The organism is Nonomuraea sp. GTA35 (genome assembly GCF_041950525.1).
Taxonomy (GTDB): domain Bacteria; phylum Actinomycetota; class Actinomycetes; order Streptosporangiales; family Streptosporangiaceae; genus Nonomuraea.
In genome coordinates, this window is record NZ_JBGNUV010000025.1 from 39,986 (window position 1) to 60,497 (window position 20,512).

The 20,512-nt window shown below is 69.3% G+C and carries 24 protein-coding genes and 2 pseudogenes; 9 read left to right on the forward strand and 17 right to left on the reverse strand.

Annotated elements, in window-relative coordinates; all coding sequences use genetic code 11:
* Positions 1-14: 14 nt before the first annotated feature.
* The 7 genes and pseudogenes from ACBJ32_RS55630 to ACBJ32_RS55660 form a co-directional block, all read right to left on the reverse strand.
* A complete protein-coding gene (locus ACBJ32_RS55630) occupies positions 15-1,094 on the reverse strand; it encodes a MerR family transcriptional regulator (protein ID WP_375133722.1) in 1,080 nt (359 codons plus the stop codon).
* Between the two features lie 195 nt (positions 1,095-1,289).
* Positions 1,290-1,751 carry a hypothetical protein gene (locus tag ACBJ32_RS55635; protein ID WP_375133723.1) on the reverse strand — a complete coding sequence of 154 codons (462 nt, stop codon included), beginning with the start codon at positions 1,749-1,751 and terminating at the stop codon, positions 1,290-1,292.
* Positions 1,664-2,212, reverse strand: a complete 549-nt coding sequence (locus ACBJ32_RS55640) for a transposase (RefSeq protein WP_375133724.1) — start codon at positions 2,210-2,212, stop codon at positions 1,664-1,666. The genes ACBJ32_RS55635 and ACBJ32_RS55640 overlap by 88 nt, the downstream gene beginning before the upstream one ends.
* Positions 2,122-2,430 carry a winged helix-turn-helix domain-containing protein gene (locus ACBJ32_RS55645; RefSeq protein ID WP_375133725.1) on the reverse strand — a complete coding sequence of 103 codons (309 nt, stop codon included), beginning with the start codon at positions 2,428-2,430 and terminating at the stop codon, positions 2,122-2,124. The genes ACBJ32_RS55640 and ACBJ32_RS55645 overlap by 91 nt, the downstream gene beginning before the upstream one ends.
* 74 nt (positions 2,431-2,504) lie before the next feature.
* Positions 2,505-2,651: pseudogene (locus tag ACBJ32_RS55650) on the reverse strand (helix-turn-helix domain-containing protein); the annotation flags it as partial.
* 107 nt (positions 2,652-2,758) lie between these two features.
* Positions 2,759-3,595, reverse strand: a complete 837-nt coding sequence (locus ACBJ32_RS55655; RefSeq protein ID WP_375133726.1) for a hypothetical protein — start codon at positions 3,593-3,595, stop codon at positions 2,759-2,761.
* A gap of 328 nt (positions 3,596-3,923) precedes the next feature.
* Positions 3,924-4,202 carry a hypothetical protein gene (locus ACBJ32_RS55660; RefSeq protein ID WP_375133727.1) on the reverse strand — a complete coding sequence of 93 codons (279 nt, stop codon included), beginning with the start codon at positions 4,200-4,202 and terminating at the stop codon, positions 3,924-3,926.
* 566 nt (positions 4,203-4,768) lie between these two features.
* Between ACBJ32_RS55660 and ACBJ32_RS55665 the strand changes: the two genes are divergently transcribed.
* Entirely contained in the window at positions 4,769-5,011 is a 243-nt protein-coding gene (locus ACBJ32_RS55665) for a Tn3 family transposase (protein WP_375133776.1), read from the forward strand.
* A 338-nt stretch (positions 5,012-5,349) separates the two neighbouring features.
* Here the strand turns inward: ACBJ32_RS55665 and ACBJ32_RS55670 are convergent, their stop codons facing one another.
* Both ACBJ32_RS55670 and ACBJ32_RS55675 read right to left on the reverse strand, forming a co-directional pair.
* Positions 5,350-6,141, reverse strand: a complete 792-nt coding sequence (locus ACBJ32_RS55670; protein ID WP_375133777.1) for a maleylpyruvate isomerase N-terminal domain-containing protein — start codon at positions 6,139-6,141, stop codon at positions 5,350-5,352.
* Positions 6,142-6,379: 238 nt separating this feature from the next.
* On the reverse strand, positions 6,380-7,078 hold the full coding sequence (locus ACBJ32_RS55675) for an SDR family oxidoreductase (protein WP_375133728.1): 699 nt from the start codon (positions 7,076-7,078) through the stop codon (positions 6,380-6,382).
* A gap of 249 nt (positions 7,079-7,327) precedes the next feature.
* Between ACBJ32_RS55675 and ACBJ32_RS55680 the strand changes: the two genes are divergently transcribed.
* Both ACBJ32_RS55680 and ACBJ32_RS55685 read left to right on the forward strand, forming a co-directional pair.
* Positions 7,328-8,218, forward strand: coding sequence for a helix-turn-helix transcriptional regulator (locus ACBJ32_RS55680; RefSeq protein WP_375133729.1), 891 nt, complete (start codon positions 7,328-7,330; stop codon positions 8,216-8,218).
* Positions 8,219-8,875: 657 nt separating this feature from the next.
* On the forward strand, positions 8,876-9,127 hold the full coding sequence (locus tag ACBJ32_RS55685) for a hypothetical protein (RefSeq protein WP_375133730.1): 252 nt from the start codon (positions 8,876-8,878) through the stop codon (positions 9,125-9,127).
* Between the two features lie 211 nt (positions 9,128-9,338).
* On the opposite strand, the gene ACBJ32_RS55690 is transcribed toward ACBJ32_RS55685, so the two are convergent.
* The 3 genes and pseudogenes from ACBJ32_RS55690 to ACBJ32_RS55700 form a co-directional block, all read right to left on the reverse strand.
* Positions 9,339-10,343, reverse strand: coding sequence for an NADP-dependent oxidoreductase (locus ACBJ32_RS55690; protein WP_375133731.1), 1,005 nt, complete (start codon positions 10,341-10,343; stop codon positions 9,339-9,341).
* Positions 10,344-10,508: 165 nt separating this feature from the next.
* Positions 10,509-10,667 carry a hypothetical protein gene (locus ACBJ32_RS55695; RefSeq protein WP_375133780.1) on the reverse strand — a complete coding sequence of 53 codons (159 nt, stop codon included), beginning with the start codon at positions 10,665-10,667 and terminating at the stop codon, positions 10,509-10,511.
* Between the two features lie 88 nt (positions 10,668-10,755).
* Positions 10,756-10,923: pseudogene (locus ACBJ32_RS55700) on the reverse strand (SDR family NAD(P)-dependent oxidoreductase); the annotation flags it as partial.
* A gap of 117 nt (positions 10,924-11,040) precedes the next feature.
* Here ACBJ32_RS55700 and ACBJ32_RS55705 point away from each other — a divergent pair.
* The 4 genes from ACBJ32_RS55705 (at position 11,041) to ACBJ32_RS55720 (ending at position 15,187) form a co-directional block, all read left to right on the forward strand.
* On the forward strand, positions 11,041-11,601 hold the full coding sequence (locus ACBJ32_RS55705; protein WP_375133732.1) for a TetR/AcrR family transcriptional regulator: 561 nt from the start codon (positions 11,041-11,043) through the stop codon (positions 11,599-11,601).
* 231 nt (positions 11,602-11,832) lie between these two features.
* Positions 11,833-12,948 carry a sensor histidine kinase gene (locus ACBJ32_RS55710; RefSeq protein WP_375133733.1) on the forward strand — a complete coding sequence of 372 codons (1,116 nt, stop codon included), beginning with the start codon at positions 11,833-11,835 and terminating at the stop codon, positions 12,946-12,948.
* Positions 12,939-13,583, forward strand: coding sequence for a response regulator (locus ACBJ32_RS55715; RefSeq protein ID WP_375133734.1), 645 nt, complete (start codon positions 12,939-12,941; stop codon positions 13,581-13,583). The genes ACBJ32_RS55710 and ACBJ32_RS55715 overlap by 10 nt, the downstream gene beginning before the upstream one ends.
* A gap of 98 nt (positions 13,584-13,681) precedes the next feature.
* Positions 13,682-15,187 carry a serine hydrolase domain-containing protein gene (locus tag ACBJ32_RS55720; RefSeq protein WP_375133778.1) on the forward strand — a complete coding sequence of 502 codons (1,506 nt, stop codon included), beginning with the start codon at positions 13,682-13,684 and terminating at the stop codon, positions 15,185-15,187.
* Between the two features lie 80 nt (positions 15,188-15,267).
* On the opposite strand, the gene ACBJ32_RS55725 is transcribed toward ACBJ32_RS55720, so the two are convergent.
* Positions 15,268-16,164, reverse strand: coding sequence for a helix-turn-helix transcriptional regulator (locus ACBJ32_RS55725; protein WP_375133735.1), 897 nt, complete (start codon positions 16,162-16,164; stop codon positions 15,268-15,270).
* 114 nt (positions 16,165-16,278) lie between these two features.
* Here ACBJ32_RS55725 and ACBJ32_RS55730 point away from each other — a divergent pair, with 114 nt between their 5' ends.
* On the forward strand, positions 16,279-16,830 hold the full coding sequence (locus ACBJ32_RS55730; RefSeq protein WP_375133736.1) for a cyclophilin-like fold protein: 552 nt from the start codon (positions 16,279-16,281) through the stop codon (positions 16,828-16,830).
* Positions 16,831-17,053: 223 nt separating this feature from the next.
* Here ACBJ32_RS55730 and ACBJ32_RS55735 read toward each other — a convergent pair whose 3' ends face one another.
* Both ACBJ32_RS55735 and ACBJ32_RS55740 read right to left on the reverse strand, forming a co-directional pair.
* On the reverse strand, positions 17,054-17,410 hold the full coding sequence (locus ACBJ32_RS55735) for an SDR family oxidoreductase (RefSeq protein WP_375133737.1): 357 nt from the start codon (positions 17,408-17,410) through the stop codon (positions 17,054-17,056).
* A 320-nt stretch (positions 17,411-17,730) separates the two neighbouring features.
* On the reverse strand, positions 17,731-18,498 hold the full coding sequence (locus tag ACBJ32_RS55740; protein WP_375133738.1) for an SDR family NAD(P)-dependent oxidoreductase: 768 nt from the start codon (positions 18,496-18,498) through the stop codon (positions 17,731-17,733).
* Between the two features lie 5 nt (positions 18,499-18,503).
* On the opposite strand from ACBJ32_RS55740, the gene ACBJ32_RS55745 reads away from it, so the two are divergent.
* Positions 18,504-18,878 carry a hypothetical protein gene (locus ACBJ32_RS55745; RefSeq protein WP_375133739.1) on the forward strand — a complete coding sequence of 125 codons (375 nt, stop codon included), beginning with the start codon at positions 18,504-18,506 and terminating at the stop codon, positions 18,876-18,878.
* Between the two features lie 41 nt (positions 18,879-18,919).
* Here ACBJ32_RS55745 and ACBJ32_RS55750 read toward each other — a convergent pair whose 3' ends face one another.
* Complete coding sequence (locus tag ACBJ32_RS55750; RefSeq protein WP_375133740.1) at positions 18,920-19,942, reverse strand: zinc-dependent alcohol dehydrogenase family protein; 1,023 nt, start codon at positions 19,940-19,942, stop codon at positions 18,920-18,922.
* A 228-nt stretch (positions 19,943-20,170) separates the two neighbouring features.
* Positions 20,171-20,497: a carboxymuconolactone decarboxylase family protein gene (locus ACBJ32_RS55755; protein WP_375133741.1), complete on the reverse strand. Its 327-nt coding sequence runs from the start codon at positions 20,495-20,497 to the stop codon at positions 20,171-20,173.
* Between the last annotated feature and the right edge of the window lie 15 nt (positions 20,498-20,512).

Genomic DNA, 20,512 nt, shown 5'->3' on the forward strand with positions numbered 1-20,512 from the left:
GGGTGGGTGAAGCGTCATGCGTCAGCCGGGTCGTCGCGGACCGGCATGACCAAGGTGGTGAAGCTGCCCTGGTCGGCGGAGCGGACGACCACGGGCTCGATCGGCGACGAGATCTCCAGCAGAACATCGGGGCCGACGCCCGCATCGAGCGCCAGAAGAAGGACTCCGGGGTCGAAGGCGACGCGTACAGGCGGCCCCGTGCAGATGGCGGCCGGCGCGGAGGTGGGCGCGCCGCGGGAGCGGAGAGTGAAGTGCTGCTCGCCGGCATGCAGGATGAGCGGCCCCTCGTGTCCGGCGGCGACGATCGCCTGCCGAAGAGCGGCCCGGTCCGCGATGACCCGGTGCCGAGCGGCTGGCAGGTTGTCCAGGATCATCCGGTAGTCCGGGAACGTCTCGTCGACGGTTGGGAGATCACGGGAAACACCGGCGCCGTGGAGCCGCACTCCTTGCCGGTTCACCTCGATCCTGATGTCCGACAGGTGTATGGCCTGGGACGCGATCTTCTTCAGCTCCGAAACGTCGACCAGGAAGCGACCCGGATGGCCCTCTATGGAGGAGGGCCGCAGTGCACGGACCGCCAAACGGTAGCGATCCGTGGCAACCAACCGCACCTCCTGGCATTCCACCTCGATCAGGACACAACCGAGTACCGGGGATGCCTCCAGCGTCGAAGCGGACGCCGCTGCCGGGGCGACCTGGCGTACGGCGCTGGCCAGCTCTGCTCCGCCGAGTTGTACGGTGCCCTGCTGCGTACCGCCCGGCAGATCGCGAAGGATCTCCTCGATGGCCGACTGGGCCGATGCCGCGGTCTCTCGAGCCCTTCTGGCGTGTCTTTCCAGAATGGCGAGGGCTTCCTCGCGGGTACCGTCAAGCACCACTGAAGCGTCAGTGAGTGGCATCCCGGCTTCGCGTAGCCGCCGCACCAGGACCGCGCGGGCTTCCTGGTCCGGGGAGTAGTAGCGGTAGCCGGTCGCGTCATCCACGTGGCCAGGTTGCAGAACGCCGCAGTCGTCGTAGAACCGCAGAGCGCTCGGAGCCAGCCCCACCCGGCTCGCGAAGACGCCGATGCTCATCCACGCGTCAGTGTCATCCATGCATGCGATTGTCTGCCTTCAAGTGGCTTGAAGGTCAAAGCGGGCACCTCGTGCTCTTCCTCGGCCGGCGGGATGGGGCAGCGGGAGCGGAACAGCGCGCCCGGCCTGATGTTCTACGACGCCTGGCCGCGCCGGGGGCCGGGGTGCGGTTGTGCGTGGGTCGTGGGACGGAGGTGGCCTCCGGTGGCATGGCGCTCAGGTCAGCGGGTGGTGGACCCACACGTTGGGTTCGATGTAGCTGGCGTGGTCGTGGGCGAGGCTGGCGTGTACGGGCACGAGCGCGCCGGGTACCACGACGTCGCCGTCGGTGTTGAACGGGAGCCCGGTCCAGGCTCGCCATTGGGTGAGGGATCCGGTGACGGTCATGGAGGCGGGGGCGAGGCCGATGATGGCGCCGCCGGCGCGGACGTGGGTGCGTAGCCATGGGTCGGCGGGCAGGCCGTCTTCGGGCCGGGTGCGCAGCGCGTAGTCGGCCATCGGGGTGTGCGGTTCGTGGTGTTTGCGGGTGGGCCGGACCGGGGCGACGACGTGGGCGAGCCCGGCGGTTCGGGCGGCTTCCTTCAGAGCGGTCAGGATCCGGGTGGGCAGGCCGGTGCCGCGGTGTTCCGGTTGGACGGTGATGGCGAGCAGGCCGAGGGTGTCGGGGGCAGCGACCACACACCCTCGGCCGGATTGAGTTCGGGCGCGTAGGTGGGAAACTGGACAATGCGCAGCCAGTCGGCGTGCTCGGCGGCGAAGTCAGTCAACTGTCCGGCCAGGTGCACGTTCAAGTTGTCCCAGCACCACACCAACGGTGCGCCCAGCTGCTGGCGGGTGGCCACGATCAGGTCCCGGTAGCCGATCCAGGAGAACGTCTGGGGTTCGCCCTTGCGACCGTGGTAGACGTGCAGCTTGTAGAACAGGTGCGGTCGTTCACCGTCGCGGAAGCAGACGACGCCGGCCATGTTGATCCGGCCGGAGCCTCTGCCGCGTACCGTCACCACCGGCCGGGCACCGACCGGCGCCCAGGTGCGTCCCTTCGGCGGCCTCAGTCCCTGCCCGGCCTCGGCTTCGAAGCACACGTAGGCACCCAGGTCCGCCGCGGTGGCTTTGCCGCCGGCCACACCTCGGCCTTCCACAGCACGATGGCCTGCTCATCACGTTCGATCGCGCGCCGGGCCGGCACCTGCACCGACCAGCCGTGCCGACGCAGCAGCTTGCCCATCCCCTCGACGGTGTAACCGATGTGGAACAGCGCCCGATCAGCGTCTTGACCCGGCCCAAGGTCCAGCACTGATCCTCGACATAGCCCCAGGCCAGCGGCCCACGCTTGAGCTCGGCATCCAGCCGCGCCCATTGCCGGGCCGACAACTTCTCCACCGAGACCGGCCCCTTCGACAGCAACGCCGGCATGCCGCCCTCCCGCCACCGCGTCACCGACCGCTCGTGCACCCGTAACCGCGCCGCGACAGTCCTGGTCGGCCCCCCGGCCTCGAACCACTCGGCCGCCTGCAGCCGCACACGCTCGCGCCGCTCCTGCTCAGCGGGCGTGTACCTACCCCCTTGCCCATACCGCATGCTCCGGTCGTACCTCACCCGAAGCGGTTCGTCACGAGGACAAGACTCTGCGCATTCAATCGGTGTACACGGGCTGAATTCGTAAGGTTGGTCATGCGATCAAGGTGTCAGAGCCCGACCGCTTCCCGAGCCCGGTCGAGCATCTGTGACGCGGACCGGCCCTCGTTGGCCTGGTCATTGACCAGCCTGAACGGGTCGATCTGCCGGTCGCCGACGACGAGCACATGCTTGATGTCGCCGTCCTCGAAGACGACGTCCCAGTGTCCGCCGTTGACCCGGATCAAGATCTCGGCGATGTAGGCGGCCACAAGGGAGTGCAGGTAAATGCGGTCGTCATTGTCCATATCGTCCGACCGGAGTTCGTCCGTCACCTCGTCCATGATCGACTGGCAGGTCGTGGGCTGGATGTCGAAGGCGTCCATGTCTCCGCCGGCCTGCTCCAACATCCACCGCAACGCCTGGTAACCGCTGTCCCCGAACTCCTCGATGTGCCGTCGCGCGAGATCAAGAGTCCGTGGCACCAGCGGCTCCGGTTCCGCGCAGAGGATCGGGGCGCCGACTCGGTTCAGCGTGTCGCCCTGCCGTTCGTAGCGCTGGGCGATCAGCACCCCGGCGCGCCTCCCCAGCTCATACGCCTCGACGAACGCCGCCTCCGTCGGCTGGCCGTCGATCGTTAGATAGCCGTCCCAGGCCAGCGTGACGCATACGGCGGCCGGATCGATGGCCGCCAGCGAGGATCGCACCATCGAAAGATCGGAAGCGGCGATGAAACGGTTGAGTTCCCGTGACCCATCCCGCTGAAGAACCATGGCGAACGGTGGGAATCCTTCGGCCGAACCCTGCGCGCTCGACACCGCATGGTTGAGCGCGTCATCGACCAGCTCCGCGGCCTCTGTCCCAAGGTTCTGGGTCAATTCGGACAGCGGGGAACCGTCATGCGGCATGGCTCAGCATCCTCCGGGTGATCGTGGGTTCGTCTAGGACTACCGCATTCTCACACCAAGATCATGCCAACTCCTGAACTACCAGATGCAAACGGCGGAAACTCGCGCGAGACTGAGCCGCTGATGCGGCGGCTGTGTTCCACATCCGCTACACCCTAGAGGAACGTGGGCAAGCAACCGCATCGCGGCAGCCCACCAGCCCCTGGCGCACTCTGAACGTGTTCTGGCCAGCCAACTGCCTGACCCGGACCGGAGCTCGCCCTCGGCCCCGGCAACTTATGACCGACTCTACGAATTCAACCGGTGTAGACCGGTCGCCGTCAAATGGCTACTCTAGTGGCAACCCCAAGGCCTCAATGATTTCCATCAGTCGATCGACGGGAATCTCTGGAGCCGTGAAGTCAAGCTCCTTGACATGGTCGAGGAAGTCTTGTGGCGGCGCAATCCTATGTAGAGCGACATAGTCAGCCCATGCCAACTGCCATACCCATTCGCCATCCGTCATGACTCCGACGCGGACCCGCATATTCTCACCATCAGAGAAAGGGTCAGCAATCATCCCTGGCGAGATGATCAGGGGTTCGGCAGATTCGAGGAAGCTTGCCAACCTCTCCGATTCTGAGTCCGGCAGAGAACCCGGCGCCACTTCGATAGTCCGAGCCGCTTCCGAAATTCGCCGCGGAGCCTCAATTGACGTCATCCAGGTCGCCCTTTCATTAGTGTGAACACTTCGAATTCGCCGCCGTCGTCGAAACACCCTAGTGGCCGCGTGCCAGGTCAAGCGAGACATCCTCCGGACGTGTCAGCTCAACTGATGCAGGAGCAGGTCCTGGCACCTGACCTGCAGTGCATTAGTTTGCTGATTCGCGCACAAGCCATGTGGCTCAGCGAAGCAATCGAATTCGCTCGGGGTGTAAGCTCGCGACGTAGGCAGGGTCGTCATGGCAGATGCGTTTCCGGTCGGGCGATATCAGGGTTCAGAGTTGAGATGCGCCCCTGATGTGGATCTTCACCCCATGGATCCGTTGCCAAGACATGAGGCACTCGTTGGCCACGCGGAGCGTCTCCCGGCCGCGGGGATCAACGGGACAGCCGTTAGCGCTGAGCAGCTGATCTTGGTCGTTTAGCACAGGCGATCGGTTCTTCTTCCTCGATGACGAGGACCGGAATCTGATCGCGAAGCGGCGGGGCGATCACAACCGGCTCGGCTTCGCTCTCAAGATGTGCGTCCAGGAGTCCCGGCACAAGCTCGCCCGCGACATCTGCCACGGCAAGAAGGGCACCATCCACCAGGCGTACCGGGACGGGATGGAGGACCAGCTCGGCTCGCTCGGCTTGGTCCTGAACGCCGTGGTGCTCTGGACACCCCCGCCACATCGACACCGCCGTCGTCCAGCTTCGCGTGGAGGGTCATGAGATCCGTGAGGAGGACGTGGCCCGGCTGTTCCCGCTCAAGCACAAGAACCTCAACGTCCTGGGCCGCTGCAGCTTCACCCACAGCCGGCGGGCGGCACCCTGCGCCTGCTGCGCGACCCGGACGCGGCCGGACCCGATAACGACGAGGACGGCGCTGAGAACTGACGGCGTCAGGTGCCGACCAGGCGCACCGATCAACTTGTGAGCCGCCGCCTTGGTCAGCCGCTTCGCCGCCGTGACGGTCTGCTCCGCCCTCGGCATCGAGGCCACCACGGCGTGGTTGTTGCCGTTGGCGGGAGGCATGCCCCGGGGCGTACGAGGTGGCGCATCGTCACGTCCTACTCACCCGGGTCCCAGGCGCTGAGCTGCTCGAAGAGACGTCGGTCGCCGTCGAGCTTCAGGGAGTCGAACGGGATACGGTCGTACAGGATGAGGACCAGCTCGCCGGCCGTGCCCCGGGCGGAGGCGTGGGCCGCGTCCGGGTCCTGGCCGGCAGCGGTGGCCGGCATGGTGCCGGGCCCGGGGAGACGGGTGGTCCGTGCGCCGTCGGCGGAGAGCGAGAGGCGCCAGGAGCGGCCCTCGGAGGCGTGGAAGTCGACGGCAGCGGGCTTGTGCGGCCAGGCACTCGTCGTTGCGACGCAGGTGGACAGGAACTCGTCGACACCGTCGAGTGCCACGTCGGCCGGCAGCGGCTGCGGGGGGCCGATGGTGATCTGGGCGTCGTACGTGTGCACCGCCATCTGCTGGAGCTGGTGCCGAGCTACGGCACCGGAGGTCTGCGGCGACTGCGACGTCCCCCACCACGTCCAGCAACCGCGATCCGGGCCGGCCTTCCGCAATGCGTCCACCAGTTGCCCCGTGGACTCCGCCAACCAGGCCAGCAGGGCCTCGCGCTCCCGAGGCGCAGCCGGGGCGCCCTCCGCTGCGGACTTGGCCGGAGCAGGCCCTGCGGCGACGGTGGCGGCCCAGTCGCGGCGCCCCTCGCCGATGTGCTGCGCCAGATCGAACAGCGTCCACTCGGGGCAGGTCGGCACCTGTACGTCGAGGGTGGGCGCGGAGGCGACCGCGGCGCGGAAGGCAGTCGACCGTTCCTCGATCAGTCGCAGCAGAACGGGGAACTCGAGTGTCATTGTCACCCTGAATCTCTATCACTGCGTTCCGACAATCGGACAGCGATTTTCACAGCCGCCATCGCGGGTGGATCCTCACCACTGCGGAGAAGAGCGCCGACAGCGCACCGGAGGCCTGCTGCGGTACCACCGCCTGCTGCCCCCCGTACGAGTAAGCCCTCGACCCGGGCCCAGAGCCCGGCCGTAGGAACACCACGCCTTGCGACCGGCTGCGACGCCACCAGGTGTCGGGTCCGGCTCAGGCGGGCTGGCCGACCGGTCGGATGGTCAGGGTGTTGAGGTCGACGTCGGCCGGCTGGCTGAGGGCGAAGCAGATGGCCTCGGCGACGGGCTCGGGGGACAGGGCGAAGGGCGGGACGCCGCCTTGCCAGAAGGCGGTGTCGGTCATGCCGGGGTTGACGAGGGTGACGCCGATGCCGCGACTGGTGGCGTACATCCGCAGGTTCTCGGCCATGCCGGTGACAGCCCACTTGGTGGCGGAGTAGAGGTTGGCGGGGCTGTTCTTCAGGCCGGCGACGCTGCCGATGAGCACCAGCCGCCCGCCCGTGGTCTCGAGGTGGGGCAGGGCGGCGTTGGCCAGCAGGGCGGGGCCGAGGACGTTGGTGAGGACCATGGGTGCCCACAGTTCCGGGTCGCCGTCGGCGATGGTGCGCGGGTGGTCGGCGGGGATGAAGCCGGCGTTGGCCACCGCGGCGTGCAGGGCGCCGAAGTGTGCCACGGTGCGGGTCACGGCGGCTTGGGTGGCCGGCCAGTCGGCGGCGTCGGCGATGATGCCGAGCAGCCGGTCGGGGTGGCCGGTCTCGTCGAGCAAGGACTTGAGTTTGGTCTCGTCGCGGCCGGTGACGGCCACGCGGTGGCCGCGGTCGAGGAGCAATCGTGCGGTGTGGGCGCCGATGCCGCTGGTCGCGCCGGTGATCAGTACGGTCTTGCCGGTCATGGTGGTACTCCCGGGTGTTGGAGGTCTTGTTGGTGCATCACAGGAGGGCTTCGACGGTGATGGGCGGGCCGATCACCACTGCAAGAGCTGGTCGGACAAGGTCCGTCTCCGTCTCGCAGGTCGCGTTCTGCCTGCTGATCCCAGGAAACCCGCCTGGCCGCGCACGAGGCAGAGCGCGTTTATAGGGGGGACAAGCTCAACCCCCTTGCCGCCGCCACCTGCGCGAACCCTGCGACTACCGTGGAGGGCATGGATGACCGGCCCGACCACCGCGAACAGATCCGGGATTTCCTCGCCACCCGGCGCGCCAAGCTCACCCCCGAGCAGGTCGGGCTGCCCACCAGCGGCCGGCGCCGGGTTCCCGGGCTGCGCCGCGAGGAGGTCGCGGTGCTGGCCGGGGTGAGCACCGAGTGGTACACCCGGCTGGAGAAGGGCCACATCAGCGGCGTGTCCGAGGAGGTGCTCGACGCGGTGGCCCAGGCCCTGCGCCTGGACCAGGACGAACGTACCTACCTGTTCGACCTGGCCCACGCCGCCCGCCGCGCACCTTCGCGCCGCAGGGACGTCCAGGTCCCGCCGCGGGTCCAGTGGCTGCTGGACTCCATGACGCTGTCGGCGGCGTTCGTACGCAACGGCCGCCAGGACCTCGTCGCCCACAACGCCCTGGCCCGGGCCCTGCTCGCGCCGGTCTTCGACAGCCCCGCCACCACGCGGCACGGCCGCGCCAACATCGCCCGCTACGTCTTCCTCGACCCGGCCTCGCAGCAGTTCTTCGTCGACTGGGACGAGGCCGCCGTCGTCAGCGCCGCGTTGCTGCGCGCCGAGGCCGGCCGCGACCCCCACGACCGGGCCCTGCGCGACCTCGTGGGTGAGCTGTCCACGCTCAGCACCGAGTTCCGCAGCCAGTGGGCGGTCCACGACGTGCGTATCCGCCACGACGGCAGCAAGCAGCTGTGGCATCCGCAGGTCGGCGACCTGGAGCTGACCTACCAGTCCCTCGACCTGCCCGTGTCCAGCCGGACGGTGTACGGCCTCACCATCTACACCGCCGAACCGGGCAGCACCTCAGAAGAGCGGCTCAAGCTCCTGGCCAGCCTGGCAGCCACCCAGCCGGCACACCCCACCAGCCAGCCGCGTTGACACGCGTCTGGCCTTCTCACCGGCGCAGCCAGACGGGCACTGCGATGGTTCCAGTTGTCACGGCCCAATGTGTGGCTGCCGCCATCTGGTCGGTCAGCGTTGGCAGGCCGTCGATCGGCGAGGGCGTCAACTGCAGAGCGCACGCAGCCACCGCTTTCAAGGCGGCCGACAACTCATGGGGCTGCCACGGCTCATACGGAAGTGCGCCCGGCGCGACGTCGAAAGCACAGTAGTAGCCACCCGGCCGGCTCGTACGTGCATCGCAGCCGCGGCGTGGGCACTGCCGGGGGCAACGCGGCGGCGACGACAGTCTCGGTCCGGTGGTCCTGCACGGTTGGCCGCATCGTCGCGCGGAACCTGCCCGAGATGAATTTACTTTGTAAAGGCGTCCGGACTATAGAACAATTCATCTCATCCAAAAAAGAACGGGCTTCGCCCGTACACCCTTCAACAGGCGCAAGGCCCTCGCCCCGTCGAGACCCTGTTCTCCTTGCCCACCATCAGCTGGTCTTGCCGTCGGCCAGTTCCTGTTTTCTCGGGTCGAGTGAGGCGACGTTTCGCTGGCCCGGCTGGGCGCGCGGGTGCGGGATGAGGCCACCGACCGGCTCTATGACACGCTGCGCGGGGCTGTCGCCGCGGCAGCGGGTGATCCTGGAGATGCTGCTGGAGGTGCCCGAAGGCCGGCGCTCCTCGGATCTGGAGCGCTGCAAAGGCCCGGCGGTGTCCTCGGGCAGGACTCTGGAGAAGGCGCTGGAGCTCGCCGCGGAAATCCTCGGTGTGGGGCTGAGGGCCATGCCGCTGCCGCCTGAGAGGTGCCGCACCGGCGGATGGTCGACCTGGCGCGGTTCAGGGACCGCCGGGCCCGGCAGCGCAGGCTGCGGTAGCGGCGATGCCGACGGCCTTCGCTGAGCCGGTAGATCAGCTCATGCCACAGATCGCGATATGGCCGCCGCGCCTTGGCGATCTGGGCGGCCAGGTGGCCGGGGGCGGGGAGGACAAGGGTGACGAGCTTGTGGACCTCGGGCCCGCCGAGTTCGTCCTGGCCGGTGGCCCGCATCGTGTCCGCGTGGGTGTTCGTGTGCTCCATGGTGTTAGGCGTGGGTAGGCGCGATGGGGTGCCTCACGTCATCGCGACGACGACCTTGCCCGCCTTCGCGCGGCCCTGCTCGACGTAGGCCAGAGCCTGCGGGGTCTGCTCGAACGGGAAGACACGGTCCACGACGGGACGGATCTTCCCGGCCTCGATGAGCGGCGTGAGCTCACGCAACTGGTCGCCGCTGGCCCGCATGAACAGGAAGGAGTAGGTCACGCCGCGGCGCCTGGCGCGGCGCCGGATCCGCAAGCTCAGCGCGCTCATCGCCAGCCGCAGGATGGCGTTGGCGCCCAGTTCGCGGGCGAAGGCCGCATCGGGCGGGCCGGCGATGCTGATGAGCGTCCCGCCGGGCTTGATGACCTGCAGGGACTTGGTGAGCGCCTGGCCGCCGAGGGTGTCCAGGACGACGTCGTAGTCACGAAGGACGGTCGCGAAGTCCTGCTGCCTGTAGTCGACGACGATGTCCGCGCCGAGCTCCTTCACCAGATCGACCTTGGCCGTGCTCGCGGTGGTGGCCACGTGCGCGCCCAGCTGCTTGGCCAGCTGGATGGCGATGGTGCCGACACCGCCGGAGCCCGCGTGAATGAGAACCTTCTGGCCCAGCCGCACCTGTGCCCGTTCGACCAGCGCCTGCCACGCGGTCAGGGCGACAAGGGGGAGGGAGGCGGCCTCGGCCATGGTGAGGGTGGCCGGTTTGACCGCTACCTCCTCCTGGGAGACGGCGATGAGTTCGGCGAACGTGCCGATCCGGTCCTTGCCGGGACGTGCGTAGACCTCATCGCCCACGGCGAACCGGGTGACGGCCGGGCCCACCTGGGTCACCACCCCGGCAAGGTCGTTGCCCAGGATGAGCGGGAGCCGGTAGGGGAGGATCGCCTTGAACGCTCCGTCCCGGATCTTGAGGTCCAGGGGGTTGACGCCGGCGGCGTGGATCCGGATCAGCACGTCGTCCGTGCCCATCTGCGGGTCGGGCAGTTCGGCGGCGTGCAGGTCCGCATTGTTGCCGTACCGCTCGATCATGAAGGTCTTCATCGTCGTCTCCGTTCCCCGTCCGCGGGGGAGGGGGGATCATGGTCCATCGGGGGTTTGTCCGACACTTGGTGGGCGTTGCCTTGCACGTGCGGGGCCGCGGCAGATGCGGAAGGTGTCCTTACTGCCGGAAGCCGATAAGCGGGGGACACCGTGGCGTTGTGCGGCTCACGCGGGCAATGCGGCCGGGTTCCGCTTGACGGTCCGGGTGGGCTCGTCGGCGAGGATTTCGGGCAGCCCGTTCGCGATGCCGTGCAGGGCCTGGGCCGCGACGTCGGCGGGGTCTGCTTTCCCGGCGGGAATGCCGGCGGCCATGTCGGTGTCCATCAGTCCGACGTGCAGCGCCGAGACAGGCGTTGTCGATCAGTAGCGTCGTGTCCGACGCGATGCGCGCCGCGGTCTGGATCGTTTCCGCGTCGGTCACGTCCAGGCGCAGCGGGATGACACCGGGCAGATCCACGCTCTGCGGGTGGCGCGCCGCCGCGTACACCTTCGCTCCACGCTCGGCGAGCTGGGCGGCCAGGTGGCGTCCCAGGCCACGGTTGGCTCCGGTGACCACGGCGACCGTGTTCTTCAGTTCCATGGCTGCTCCTCACGTCGCGGGGCCGGGGGAGACCCGCCCGCGAATTAGATTATGTCCATCATCTAAAAAGAAGGATAGAATAGAAGTCAACCGACATCCAAACGGGGGGGTTGGCTGATGGGCCGTGTGTCGCGCGAACAAGCGCAGGAGAACCGCAAGCGAATCGTGGAGACCGCCTCCCGGCTGTTTCGCGAGCAGGGCACGCACGTCAGCGTCGCCGACCTCATGAAGGCGGCCGGCCTGACCCACGGCGGCTTCTACAAGCAGTTCGACTCCAAGGAGGCGCTCATCGACGAAGCCACCGCCCACGCCTTCGGCGAACTCCGGCAGCGCCACACGGCCGCTCTCGAGCAGTACTCCGCAAGGCCCGAGACCGCCCAGCGGGCGTTCATCGAGGACTACCTGTCCACCGCGCACCGCGACGACGCCGCGGACGGCTGCCCCGTCGCCGCGCTCGCCACCGACATCGCCCGCGAACCCGGCGACCGCGAAGCCCACCGCATCTACACCGAAGGCGTCACCGACCTCGCCGGCTGGCTCGCCACCAACGACCAGGACGGCATCACCCGGCTGTGCACCATGTTCGGCGCACTTCTCCTTGCCCGCGCCACCAAGGACACCCCCCTCTCCGAGGAGATCCTCACCGCGGCACGCGCCGCCTTGACGGCGACGGACTGATCGGAGACCGGATGCCGGGCTTCCGACGACCCGCCGACTCGCACAGGCGCATCGGGCCCCCGCCAGGGTCCGCGTGACCAGCCCCAATGTAGCTGTGTGTGATGACAGTCCCGGTCCGCGTCCACAGCCGGTACGGCGGAATGGGTCCCCCACCCAGGACACTCGCGGTTGGCCGGCTTTGTGGAAACCTTCAATGTGCTGCCGCTGGGCGGCTGTCTAGAGTTCGTGACCATGGTTGTGGCGTGGGCAGCGGTACGTGGCATGGTCGGGCTGGTGCTCGGGGCGGTGATGGCCGTGGCCGAGCTGGCGTGGGTCGTCATCGCGATGCCGCTGCTGGCCATGCCGTCCACCCGGCCTTGGTCGTTCCGTGGCTCCGGGCGGCTGGCCGAGGCCGATCGGGTCCGCGTCAATCGCTGGCTGGGCGGCACCGTCGCCCCGGGTCTGGCCGGGGGGCGTGCGCTGGCGTACGTGGCGATGCGCGGCATCGTCGGCGGGCTCGGGGGCGGGGTGCTGGTGCTCGTCGGGATCTGGGTGACGTTGAGCTGGCGGGCGCTCTCCGGCGGTACGGGCGAGCATGCCGAGATGAGCTGGTACGACCCCATCACCTGGACGGCGTTCGGACTCCTCGTCATCTTCCTGGCGGCGCAGGCCCTGATCGGCCTGGCGGCGCTGGAACGACGGCTGGCGGAATGGGGACTCGCGCCCAGCGACAAGGAGGTGCTGCGCAGCCGCGTCGAGCAACTGTCGCGGACGCGGGCAGAGGTGCTGGAGGCGGTCGATGACGAGCGGCGGCGGATCGAGCGGGACCTGCACGACGGCGTGCAGCAGCGACTGGTCGCGCTGGGCATGCTGCTCGGCCGCGCCCATCGCCTCGACGACTCCGGCGCTGCCGCCGCGCTGTTCCGGCAGGCGCGGGAGGAATCCCGCCGCGCACTGGAGGAGTTGCGGGAGGTGGCCTGGCGGATTTACCCGGCGGCCCTGGACGACGGCGGGCTGCCCGCGGCGCTGGAGTCGCTCGTCGAACGCTCCAGCGCGCCGATCGGCCTGGACTACGACGTTGCGATGCGGCTGGGCCCGGCCCAGGAGACGGTCGCCTACTTCGTGGTCTGCGAGGCGGTGACGAACGCGCTCAAACACAGCCGGGCCCAACGGGTTGAGATCGAGGTCCGCCAAACCGCCGGCACGTTGCGCGTACGTGTCAGCGACGACGGCGTCGGCGGCGCCCGCCCCGACGGGCGCGGCCTGTCCGGCCTGGCCCGCCGGGTGGCCGCCTACGACGGCCGCTTCGACCTCGACAGCCCCGCCGGGGGGCCGACGACGCTGCGGGTGGAGCTGCCATGCGGATAGTCCTGGCCGAAGACAGCACGCTGCTGCGCGAGGGCCTGACCCGGCTGCTGAGCGAGGACGGCCACCAGGTTGTGGCGGCCGTCGGCGACGCAGAAGGACTGGTGGCCGCGTGTGAGGAGCATCGGCCGGAGGCGGTCATCGCCGATGTGCGCATGCCGCCGACCTTCACCAGCGAGGGCCTGCGGGCCGCGCTCGCCGTGCGGCGCCGGCACCCTGGGATCGGCGTGCTGGTGTTGTCGCAGTATGTCGACACCCGCTACGCCGCCCAGCTCGTCGACGGCGGCGTACGCGGGGTCGGCTATCTGCTCAAGGACCGGGTGGTCGAGGTCGGCGACTTCCTGGAGGCGCTGCGGCGGGTGGCTGACGGCGGGACGGCGTTCGACCCGGAGGTCGTCCGGCGGCTGCTCAACCGCGCACGCGACACCACATCCCTGGCCCGGCTGAGCGTGCGCGAGCACGAGGTGCTCGCCCTGATGGCACAGGGACATACCAACGAGTCCATCGCCGGACGGCTGCATGTGTCGCGCAGCGCGGTGGAGAAACACGCCAACGCCATCTTCGACAAGCTCGGCCTCGCGCACGCCGACGGCTACAACCGCCGGGTCCTGGCCATCGTGCGCTTCCTCAACGACTAACCCCCGGATCTGATCACTGGACGGCCGGCAGGGCCGCCCGGTCGCTCAGCCCTGCCCTCTTGCCTCCGACCCTCTGCACAGGAGTACGTGTGAACCTGATGACCAGGCACTTCATGGCCAGCGTGGCCGCCGTGGTGGCGGTCTGCCTGGGTTCGCCGGTCTCACCCGCCGCCGCGGCGGCGCAGCCGGATCCGGCCGCGATCGCCGGGGTCGTGGAGGCCAACCTCGGCCCTGCCCGCCTGCCCGGCGTCGCGGTGGCACTCGTCAGGAACGGGCGCGTCCTGCACACCGGCGGATACGGGCATGACGCGCGTGGCGAGCCGATCACGAGCCGGACACCCATGCGGATCGCGTCACTGTCGAAGTCGTTCACCGCCCTGGCCGTGATGCAGCTGGCCGAGGCCGGCGACCTCAGGCTTGACGACCCCGTCGTGCGGCATCTGCCGGAATTCTCCCTGGCCGACCCCAGAGCCGAGCAGATCACCATTCGCCAGCTGCTCGACCACAGCTCCGGCATGTCGGATACCACCTACCCCGAGGCCGGTCTACCCCAGCCGGACTCCCTGCGCCAGGCCCTGGCGGACCTGCGCCGCGCCAAGCTGGCCGCCCCACCAGGCCGGCGACACGAATACCACAACCCCAACTACTGGGTCGCCGCCCGGCTGGTGGAAGTGGTGAGCGGGCTGCCCTTCGCCGACTACCTCACCCAGCGGGTGTTCACCCCGTTGCGGATGATCTCGACCGTGACCGTCGGCAACTGGCAGGACCCGGTCCCCGGCCTCATTGACGGGCACAACCGCTTTCTCGGTATCACCTGGCCACGCACCGAGCCCGGCCGGTTCGTCGCCGGCTCGGCCGGCATCGTCACCACCGCCGACGACCTCGCCAAGTGGCTGGCCCTGCACACCCGTGGCACGGCGAGCACCGTCCTGTCCGGGAAGGGGCTGCGTGAGCTGCATCGGCCCAGCGCACCCGACGGACACTACGCCCTCGGCTGGGACAACCCCGACCCCCACAACGGGCCCCGGCAGATCACGCACCCCGGATCGTCCTTCACCTCCACGGCCACCATGGTGCTCCTGCCCGACAGCGGGTACGGCATCGCGCTGATGTCCAACAGCCGCATGCCGCTGGAGGCCGACGTCGAGGCCATCATGGAAGACCTCGTCGGCCTGACCCGGGGCACGCCCGGCACGGGCGCCCCGCTCCCGCTCGCCTTCATCGCCGACCTGGCCGCCCTCGCCGCCGCGCTGTCGATCGTGACAGGCGGGGCCGTCAGAGCTCGCCGAGCGCGACGTTGGGCGCAGCGCCGCGCCACCGATGCTTCCTGGAGGACGACGCTCCGGCTGGTCCCCCATCTGCTGCCGTTGCCGGTGCTGGCCTTCCTGCCGCGCATCCTGGAACTGATCTCCGGGGGCCGCGGCGTCACTTTTGTTCTGCTGTCTCACATCTGGCCGACCTTCCTCGCCGCGGTCGGCCTGACCGCAGCAACCGGGATCATGGTCGCCACCGCCCGCATCCGCGCTCTCCTGCGACAGCAGCGTCGCCAGTCGGCTTCGGCACCACTGCATCCACAGGCGCACACCTCTACGACCGGGACGTGAGCACCGGGACCGGCGCCGTGGCTTCACGGCTTCCGGGGCTGTTTCACCGGCGGTCGCTCATGAAACACCGTTCGGGCGTATCACGTGGGCTCGGCGTGTGGGTGGGCTGTGTCTTGGCGATCAGTGTGCTCGTGAGTGGCGGCCCAGGAAGAGAGCAGGCGGAGCGCGTCTTCGGACGGGGAGCCGGGCTCGGCGGTGTAGATCGTCATGGACAGGCCGGGCTCGGCGCGCAGGTCCATGCTCTCGTAGGCGAGGGTGAGGTCGCCGACGATGTGGTGGTGGAAGTGTTTGACGCCGGTGCCGTGGCTGCGGACGTTGTGGGCTCCCCATCGGCGGCGGAAGTCGTCGCTGCGGGTGGACAGTTCTCCGACCAGGTCGTGCAGGCTCTTGTCGTGGGGGTCCTTGCCGGCGGCGGTGCGCAGGTTGGCCACGGTCATGTCGGCGGCCAGGTCCCAGTCAGGGAAGAAGCGGTGGGCGGCGCTGTCGAGGAAGGTGAAGCGGGCGAAGTTCGGCGGCCGGGTGGGGTCGGCGTAGAGGTCGCTGTACATGGCCCGGCCCAGGTGGTTGGCGGCCAGCAGGTCCGATCGGTTGTTGCCGATGATCGCCGGGGCGGTGGTGATGGCGTCGAGCATCCCTTGCAGGCCGGGCCGGGCGGTCGGCGGGTTGAGGCGGCGCCGGCGCAGGATGGCGTTGCTGCCGTCGGCCTCGTGCGCGAGGCGCAGCAGGTGGGCGCGTTCGGCGTCGTCCAGCTGCAGGGCGCGGGCGATCGCGTCGAGCATGCCGGCCGAGACACCGGCCAGAACGCCGCGTTCGAGCTTGGCGTAGTACTCCACGCTCATCCCGGCCAGGGCCGCGACCTCGCTGCGCCGTAGCCCGGGGACGCGGCGCAGCCCGGCGACGGGCAGGCCCGCCTGCTCGGGGGTGATCTTGGCGCGTCGTGAGGTGAGGAATGCGCGTACTTCGGACCGGTTGTCCATGCCACGACGGTACGCCAAGCTCCCCGGCATGTGGGATGTACTGGTAGTACACCCATCAGCAGAGACTTCCTCCCGCGGGCCGGCCCGGATGTGCTGGATGCCATGACCGAGGTTGTGATCGTGACCGCCACCGCTTGGACCCGCCGCCTGGCCGCCTGCCTGCTGACCGCCGCGCTGGCCGGCCTGCTGGCCGGGTGCTCACTGCCGGCAGACCCGCAGGGCGCCGGGCCCGTGACACGGCTGGTGTCATCTCCGGTGTCATCTCCGGGCGCGGTGAGCGCCGCATCGGGGATGCCGGTGGTGCTGCGGTTCGGCGATCATGCCGTCGCCGCGACGTTGACCGACACGATGATGTCGCGGCAGTTCACCGCGATGCTGCCGTTGACCGTGCGGCTGACGGACGCGTGGGGGCAGGCGAAGGCGGGGCCGATACCGCGCCTGCTCACCGCCGAGGGCGGCACGCCGGTCCACGACCCCGCCGCGGGCGGCATCTATGTCTGGCCCGTGAACGGGATGATCGCCGTCTACTACGACGACCTCGGCCAGACCGTGCCCGAACCGGGCCTGATCCGCCTCGGCGCGGTCGAGGCCGGACTGGACAGGCTCGCGGATGTGGGCAAGCGGGTCACGGTCCGGATCGAGTTGGCCGCCGCAACCAGTTCCTGACCGGCCTCCGCGTCACCTTCAACTCCGATTCTGCTCATGCGTGTTGCTGTCATGACCGCCGCCGGACAGGTCCGCGGGCTGAGCCATCCGGACGGCTCCGCCTGAGATCTCTCCGCCCAGGGGCACGCTGTGACGGGCGGCGGCGCGGCCGCACAGCGTTGAGGCGGCCACCTCGAAGGGGGAGTAGTGGCTGTCGTCGGCCCGTCCGGCTGTACGGGCCGGGTCAGGTGGTCTGGCCGCCGTCCATGACCGGAGCGTGGCCGATGGTGAAGGCGGCAGGCTCTGAGCACAGCCACAGCACGGCGGAGGCCTCGAGGTGGCCGAACTCGCCGATCAGCGCGTCCAGGGCCGCCCGCACGTCCTGGTCGCTGGTGACGTCGCAGGTGACGGCCAGCGCGCGTCCGTCCTGCTCGCGGATCAGCTGGGCGGTCTGCTCGTTCTGGCCGGCCGTCACGTCGGCGGCCACCACGGCCGCGCCTTCCCGGGCGAACGCCGGCGCGGTGGCGCGGCCGATCCCGCCAGCCGCGCCGGTCACCAGCGCGGTCTTGCCCTCGAAGCGGCGGTGCACAGGCTCGGTCATCGATGGCCCTTGGCTCTTTTCTCGCCTGCCCTTGCCGGGCAGGAGCTGTTCGGTGGTCGCGGGGTGTTCCCCGTTCGCGAGCGGCGGCATGCCGCCGCTGGTTATGGGACCGTCCAGGAATCCGGTCCTCATCGGTCGACGACGTCGTCGGTACGTCCGCGTCCTGGCGGCGAATGAGCTGTTCGAGCGGCGCGTTCGCCGGTGCCGATGTGGTGATCTGATCGCAGTGGCCGACCCGGCGGTGTCGCAGGACCCGGAGAACTCCTCGACGGCGAGGGCCGGCATCGCATGGCTTCGGGATCTTCGAGGCCGTCAGGGTGTCAGCGGGCGACGTAACCGCCGTCGACGGGCAGGGCGACTCCCACGACGAAGCTCGCTCCGGGGCTGCACAGCCACAGGACCGCCGAGGCGATCTCATCGGCGGTCCCGAGACGGTTGATGGGCTGGTCGGCCATGGCCTGGCCGCGGTCGAGCTCACCCTTGGCGATCATGTCGCTGACCATGGGGGTGTCGATGGTTCCGGGGCAGACGGTGTTGACGCGGATGCCGCGCGGCGCGTATTCGAGGGCGGCGCTCTTGGTGAGGCCGATGACGCCGTGCTTGGTGGCGTGGTAGGAGGCGCGGCCGGGGATGCCGACCAGGCCGCCCAGGGACGAGCAGTTGACGATGGCGCCGCTGCCTTGGGCCCGCATGTGCCGGAGTTCGTGCTTCATGCACGCCCACACGCCGCGCAGGTTGATGGCGTTGACGCGGTCGAAGACCTCGATGGACTCGTCGGCGGCGTCACAGGGCGGAATCTGGATGCCGGCGTTGTTGAAGGCCATGTCCAGACGGCCGAAGGTCTCGACCGTGCGGTCGACGGCGGCGGCGACCTCGTCCTCGTCGCTGACGTCGCAGGTGAGGGCCAGAACCTGGTGGCCGGCGCCGGTGAGGTCCTTGGCGGCGGCGTCCAGGGCCTCGGTGTTGATGTCGGTGAGCGCGACGGCGGCCCCGGACTCGGCGAACGCGCGGGCAGTGGCCAGTCCCATCCCGGAACCGGCTCCGGTGACGAAGGCGACCTGGCCGGTGAAGTCGTAGGCAGGGTTCATCTCGTGTGCTCTCCTGGCTGGTGGTGTTCTTTGTTCGGGTGCCGACCGGTCTGCGCGTGGAGCGCCGTCCCGGGTCCGTGCCGGTCGGGCGGCGGCTACTCGATCACCTCGACGGTGACCTGGCCTTGTTCGAGACGGTCGAGCTGTCGCACGCCCAACTCGACGTTGCCGATCGTGATGACGCCGTCGTCGTGGCCGTCGTCGTCCGGTCGTCGATCGTCACCTGGTGGCGGCGCCCGTTCACCGTCACCGACAGCGTGCTGCTGTGCTCGTCGCCTGCCCCGGCCAGCCCGGCCGCCGGTTCGGCCGGCCCGGCGGGGACAGCGCAAGACAGGACGCCGGCTGCCGCGCCGCCGAGTGTGGTCGTCGAGCGGACATGAAGCCTCGCTTCTCCTTCATCAGCAGGAGGAACAGACGGATGTCAGGGCTGCAGGAGGACCTTGATCGCGCGGCGTTCGTCCATGGCCTGGTATCCCTCGGCCGCCTGGTCAAGCGGAAGGGTGAGGTCGAAGACCTTGCCGGGGTCGATCTTCCGTTCCCAGATCAGCTCGATCAGCTCGGGCAGGAACCGGCGCACAGGGGCCGGGCCGCCGAGCAGGCTGACCTGGGCGAAGAAGAGCTCGTCGCCGCTGAGGGCGACGCCGTGGTTGACGCCCACGAAGCCGACGTGCCCGCCGGGCCGGGCGGAACCGATGGCCTGCCGCATCGACTCCTGGGTGCCGACCGCCTCCACGACCGAGTGAGCGCCCAACCCGCCGGTCAGGTCCTTGATCCGCGCCACACCGTCGTCGCCGCGCTCGGTGACGAGGTCGGTGGCGCCGAACTCGCGCGCGAGCCTCTGGCGCGTCTCGTGGCGGCTCATCGCGATGATCCGTTCGGCGCCGAGCTGCTTGGCGGCCAGCACCGCCATCAGGCCGACCGCGCCGTCGCCGACGACCGCGACCGTCTTGCCGGGGCCGGCCTGCGCGGCCACCGCGCCGAACCAGCCGGTGCCCAGCACGTCGGAGGCGGCCAGCAGGCTGGGGATCAGCTCCGCGCCGGGCATACCGGGGGTGGCCACGAGGGTGCCGTCAGCGTACGGGACGCGGGCGCGCTGGGACTGGGTGCCGACCTCGTTCATGAACACCCGGTGCACGCACGAGGAGGGGTAGCCGGAGCGGCAGATCTCGCAGGTGCCGTCGGCGGCGACGAACGAGCCGACGACGAACTGGCCGGGTCTGACGGTGGTGACCTCGCTGCCGACCTCTTCCACGACGCCGACGTACTCGTGCCCCATCACGGCCGGCCCGCCGAGCTTCTCCACGCCTCGGTAGGGCCACAGGTCCGAGCCGCAGATACACGTCGCCGACAGACGGATGATCGCGTCGGTCGGCTCGATGATCGCCGGGTCCTGGCGGTCCTCGACGCGCACGTCGCCAGGGGCGTACAACACTGCTCCACGCATGGTGGATCTCCTCAATCCGAATCAGATGTGTCGTGATGACGATGTGGAGGGTCTGGCCGAGCCCGTGAGAATGCCACGCGGTACGCGCCCGGCGCGAAGCGCACGATGTTCGCCCGCGCCCGGGACGGCTCCTGGCCCTGGTAGATGACATCCCACCAGGCGTCCCCGGTGAACATCTCAGCCGGAGCCTTGCTGGTCGGCGGCTGCGTGATCAGCTCCATCCTCAGGTCAGCTCCCCGCTTCGACGATCTTCTTCAGCTCGGTCATGGCGGTCATCGCGTTCGGCCAGCCGGCGTAGAACGCCAGATGCGTGATCGCCTGCTTCAGCTCCTCGGCGCTCAACCCGTTGTCCATGGCCGTCTTGAGGTGGAAGGGCAGTTCGTTGCCGCGATACAGGGCCACCAGGGCCGCCACGGTCACCAGGCTGCGGTCGCGCCGTGACAGGGCCTGATCCGGCCACACCTCGCCGAAGAGCACGTCATCGGTCAGGTGCACCAGTTGTGGAGCGAAATCCCCGAACATGGCCTGGGCGCCGGACGGCTTGTCACTCGGCATCCGCATCGCCTCCTT

Bases quoted from the DNA above. Each gene is read 5' to 3' on its own strand.
- ACBJ32_RS55630 (WP_375133722.1), bottom strand. From the start codon at position 1,094: ATGGATGACACTGACGCGTGGATGAGCATCGGCGTCTTCGCGAGCCGG.
- ACBJ32_RS55645 (WP_375133725.1), bottom strand. From the start codon at position 2,430: ATGGGCGCGGCTGGATGCCGAGCTCAAGCGTGGGCCGCTGGCCTGGGG.
- ACBJ32_RS55655 (WP_375133726.1), bottom strand. From the start codon at position 3,595: ATGCCGCATGACGGTTCCCCGCTGTCCGAATTGACCCAGAACCTTGGG.
- ACBJ32_RS55670 (WP_375133777.1), bottom strand. From the start codon at position 6,141: ATGACACTCGAGTTCCCCGTTCTGCTGCGACTGATCGAGGAACGGTCG.
- ACBJ32_RS55675 (WP_375133728.1), bottom strand. From the start codon at position 7,078: ATGACCGGCAAGACCGTACTGATCACCGGCGCGACCAGCGGCATCGGC.
- ACBJ32_RS55680 (WP_375133729.1), top strand. From the start codon at position 7,328: ATGGATGACCGGCCCGACCACCGCGAACAGATCCGGGATTTCCTCGCC.
- ACBJ32_RS55685 (WP_375133730.1), top strand. From the start codon at position 8,876: ATGCTGCTGGAGGTGCCCGAAGGCCGGCGCTCCTCGGATCTGGAGCGC.
- ACBJ32_RS55690 (WP_375133731.1), bottom strand. From the start codon at position 10,343: ATGAAGACCTTCATGATCGAGCGGTACGGCAACAATGCGGACCTGCAC.
- ACBJ32_RS55695 (WP_375133780.1), bottom strand. From the start codon at position 10,667: ATGGACACCGACATGGCCGCCGGCATTCCCGCCGGGAAAGCAGACCCC.
- ACBJ32_RS55705 (WP_375133732.1), top strand. From the start codon at position 11,041: ATGGGCCGTGTGTCGCGCGAACAAGCGCAGGAGAACCGCAAGCGAATC.
- ACBJ32_RS55710 (WP_375133733.1), top strand. From the start codon at position 11,833: ATGGTTGTGGCGTGGGCAGCGGTACGTGGCATGGTCGGGCTGGTGCTC.
- ACBJ32_RS55715 (WP_375133734.1), top strand. From the start codon at position 12,939: ATGCGGATAGTCCTGGCCGAAGACAGCACGCTGCTGCGCGAGGGCCTG.
- ACBJ32_RS55720 (WP_375133778.1), top strand. From the start codon at position 13,682: ATGACCAGGCACTTCATGGCCAGCGTGGCCGCCGTGGTGGCGGTCTGC.
- ACBJ32_RS55725 (WP_375133735.1), bottom strand. From the start codon at position 16,164: ATGGACAACCGGTCCGAAGTACGCGCATTCCTCACCTCACGACGCGCC.
- ACBJ32_RS55735 (WP_375133737.1), bottom strand. From the start codon at position 17,410: ATGACCGAGCCTGTGCACCGCCGCTTCGAGGGCAAGACCGCGCTGGTG.
- ACBJ32_RS55740 (WP_375133738.1), bottom strand. From the start codon at position 18,498: ATGAACCCTGCCTACGACTTCACCGGCCAGGTCGCCTTCGTCACCGGA.
- ACBJ32_RS55750 (WP_375133740.1), bottom strand. From the start codon at position 19,942: ATGCGTGGAGCAGTGTTGTACGCCCCTGGCGACGTGCGCGTCGAGGAC.
- ACBJ32_RS55755 (WP_375133741.1), bottom strand. From the start codon at position 20,497: ATGCCGAGTGACAAGCCGTCCGGCGCCCAGGCCATGTTCGGGGATTTC.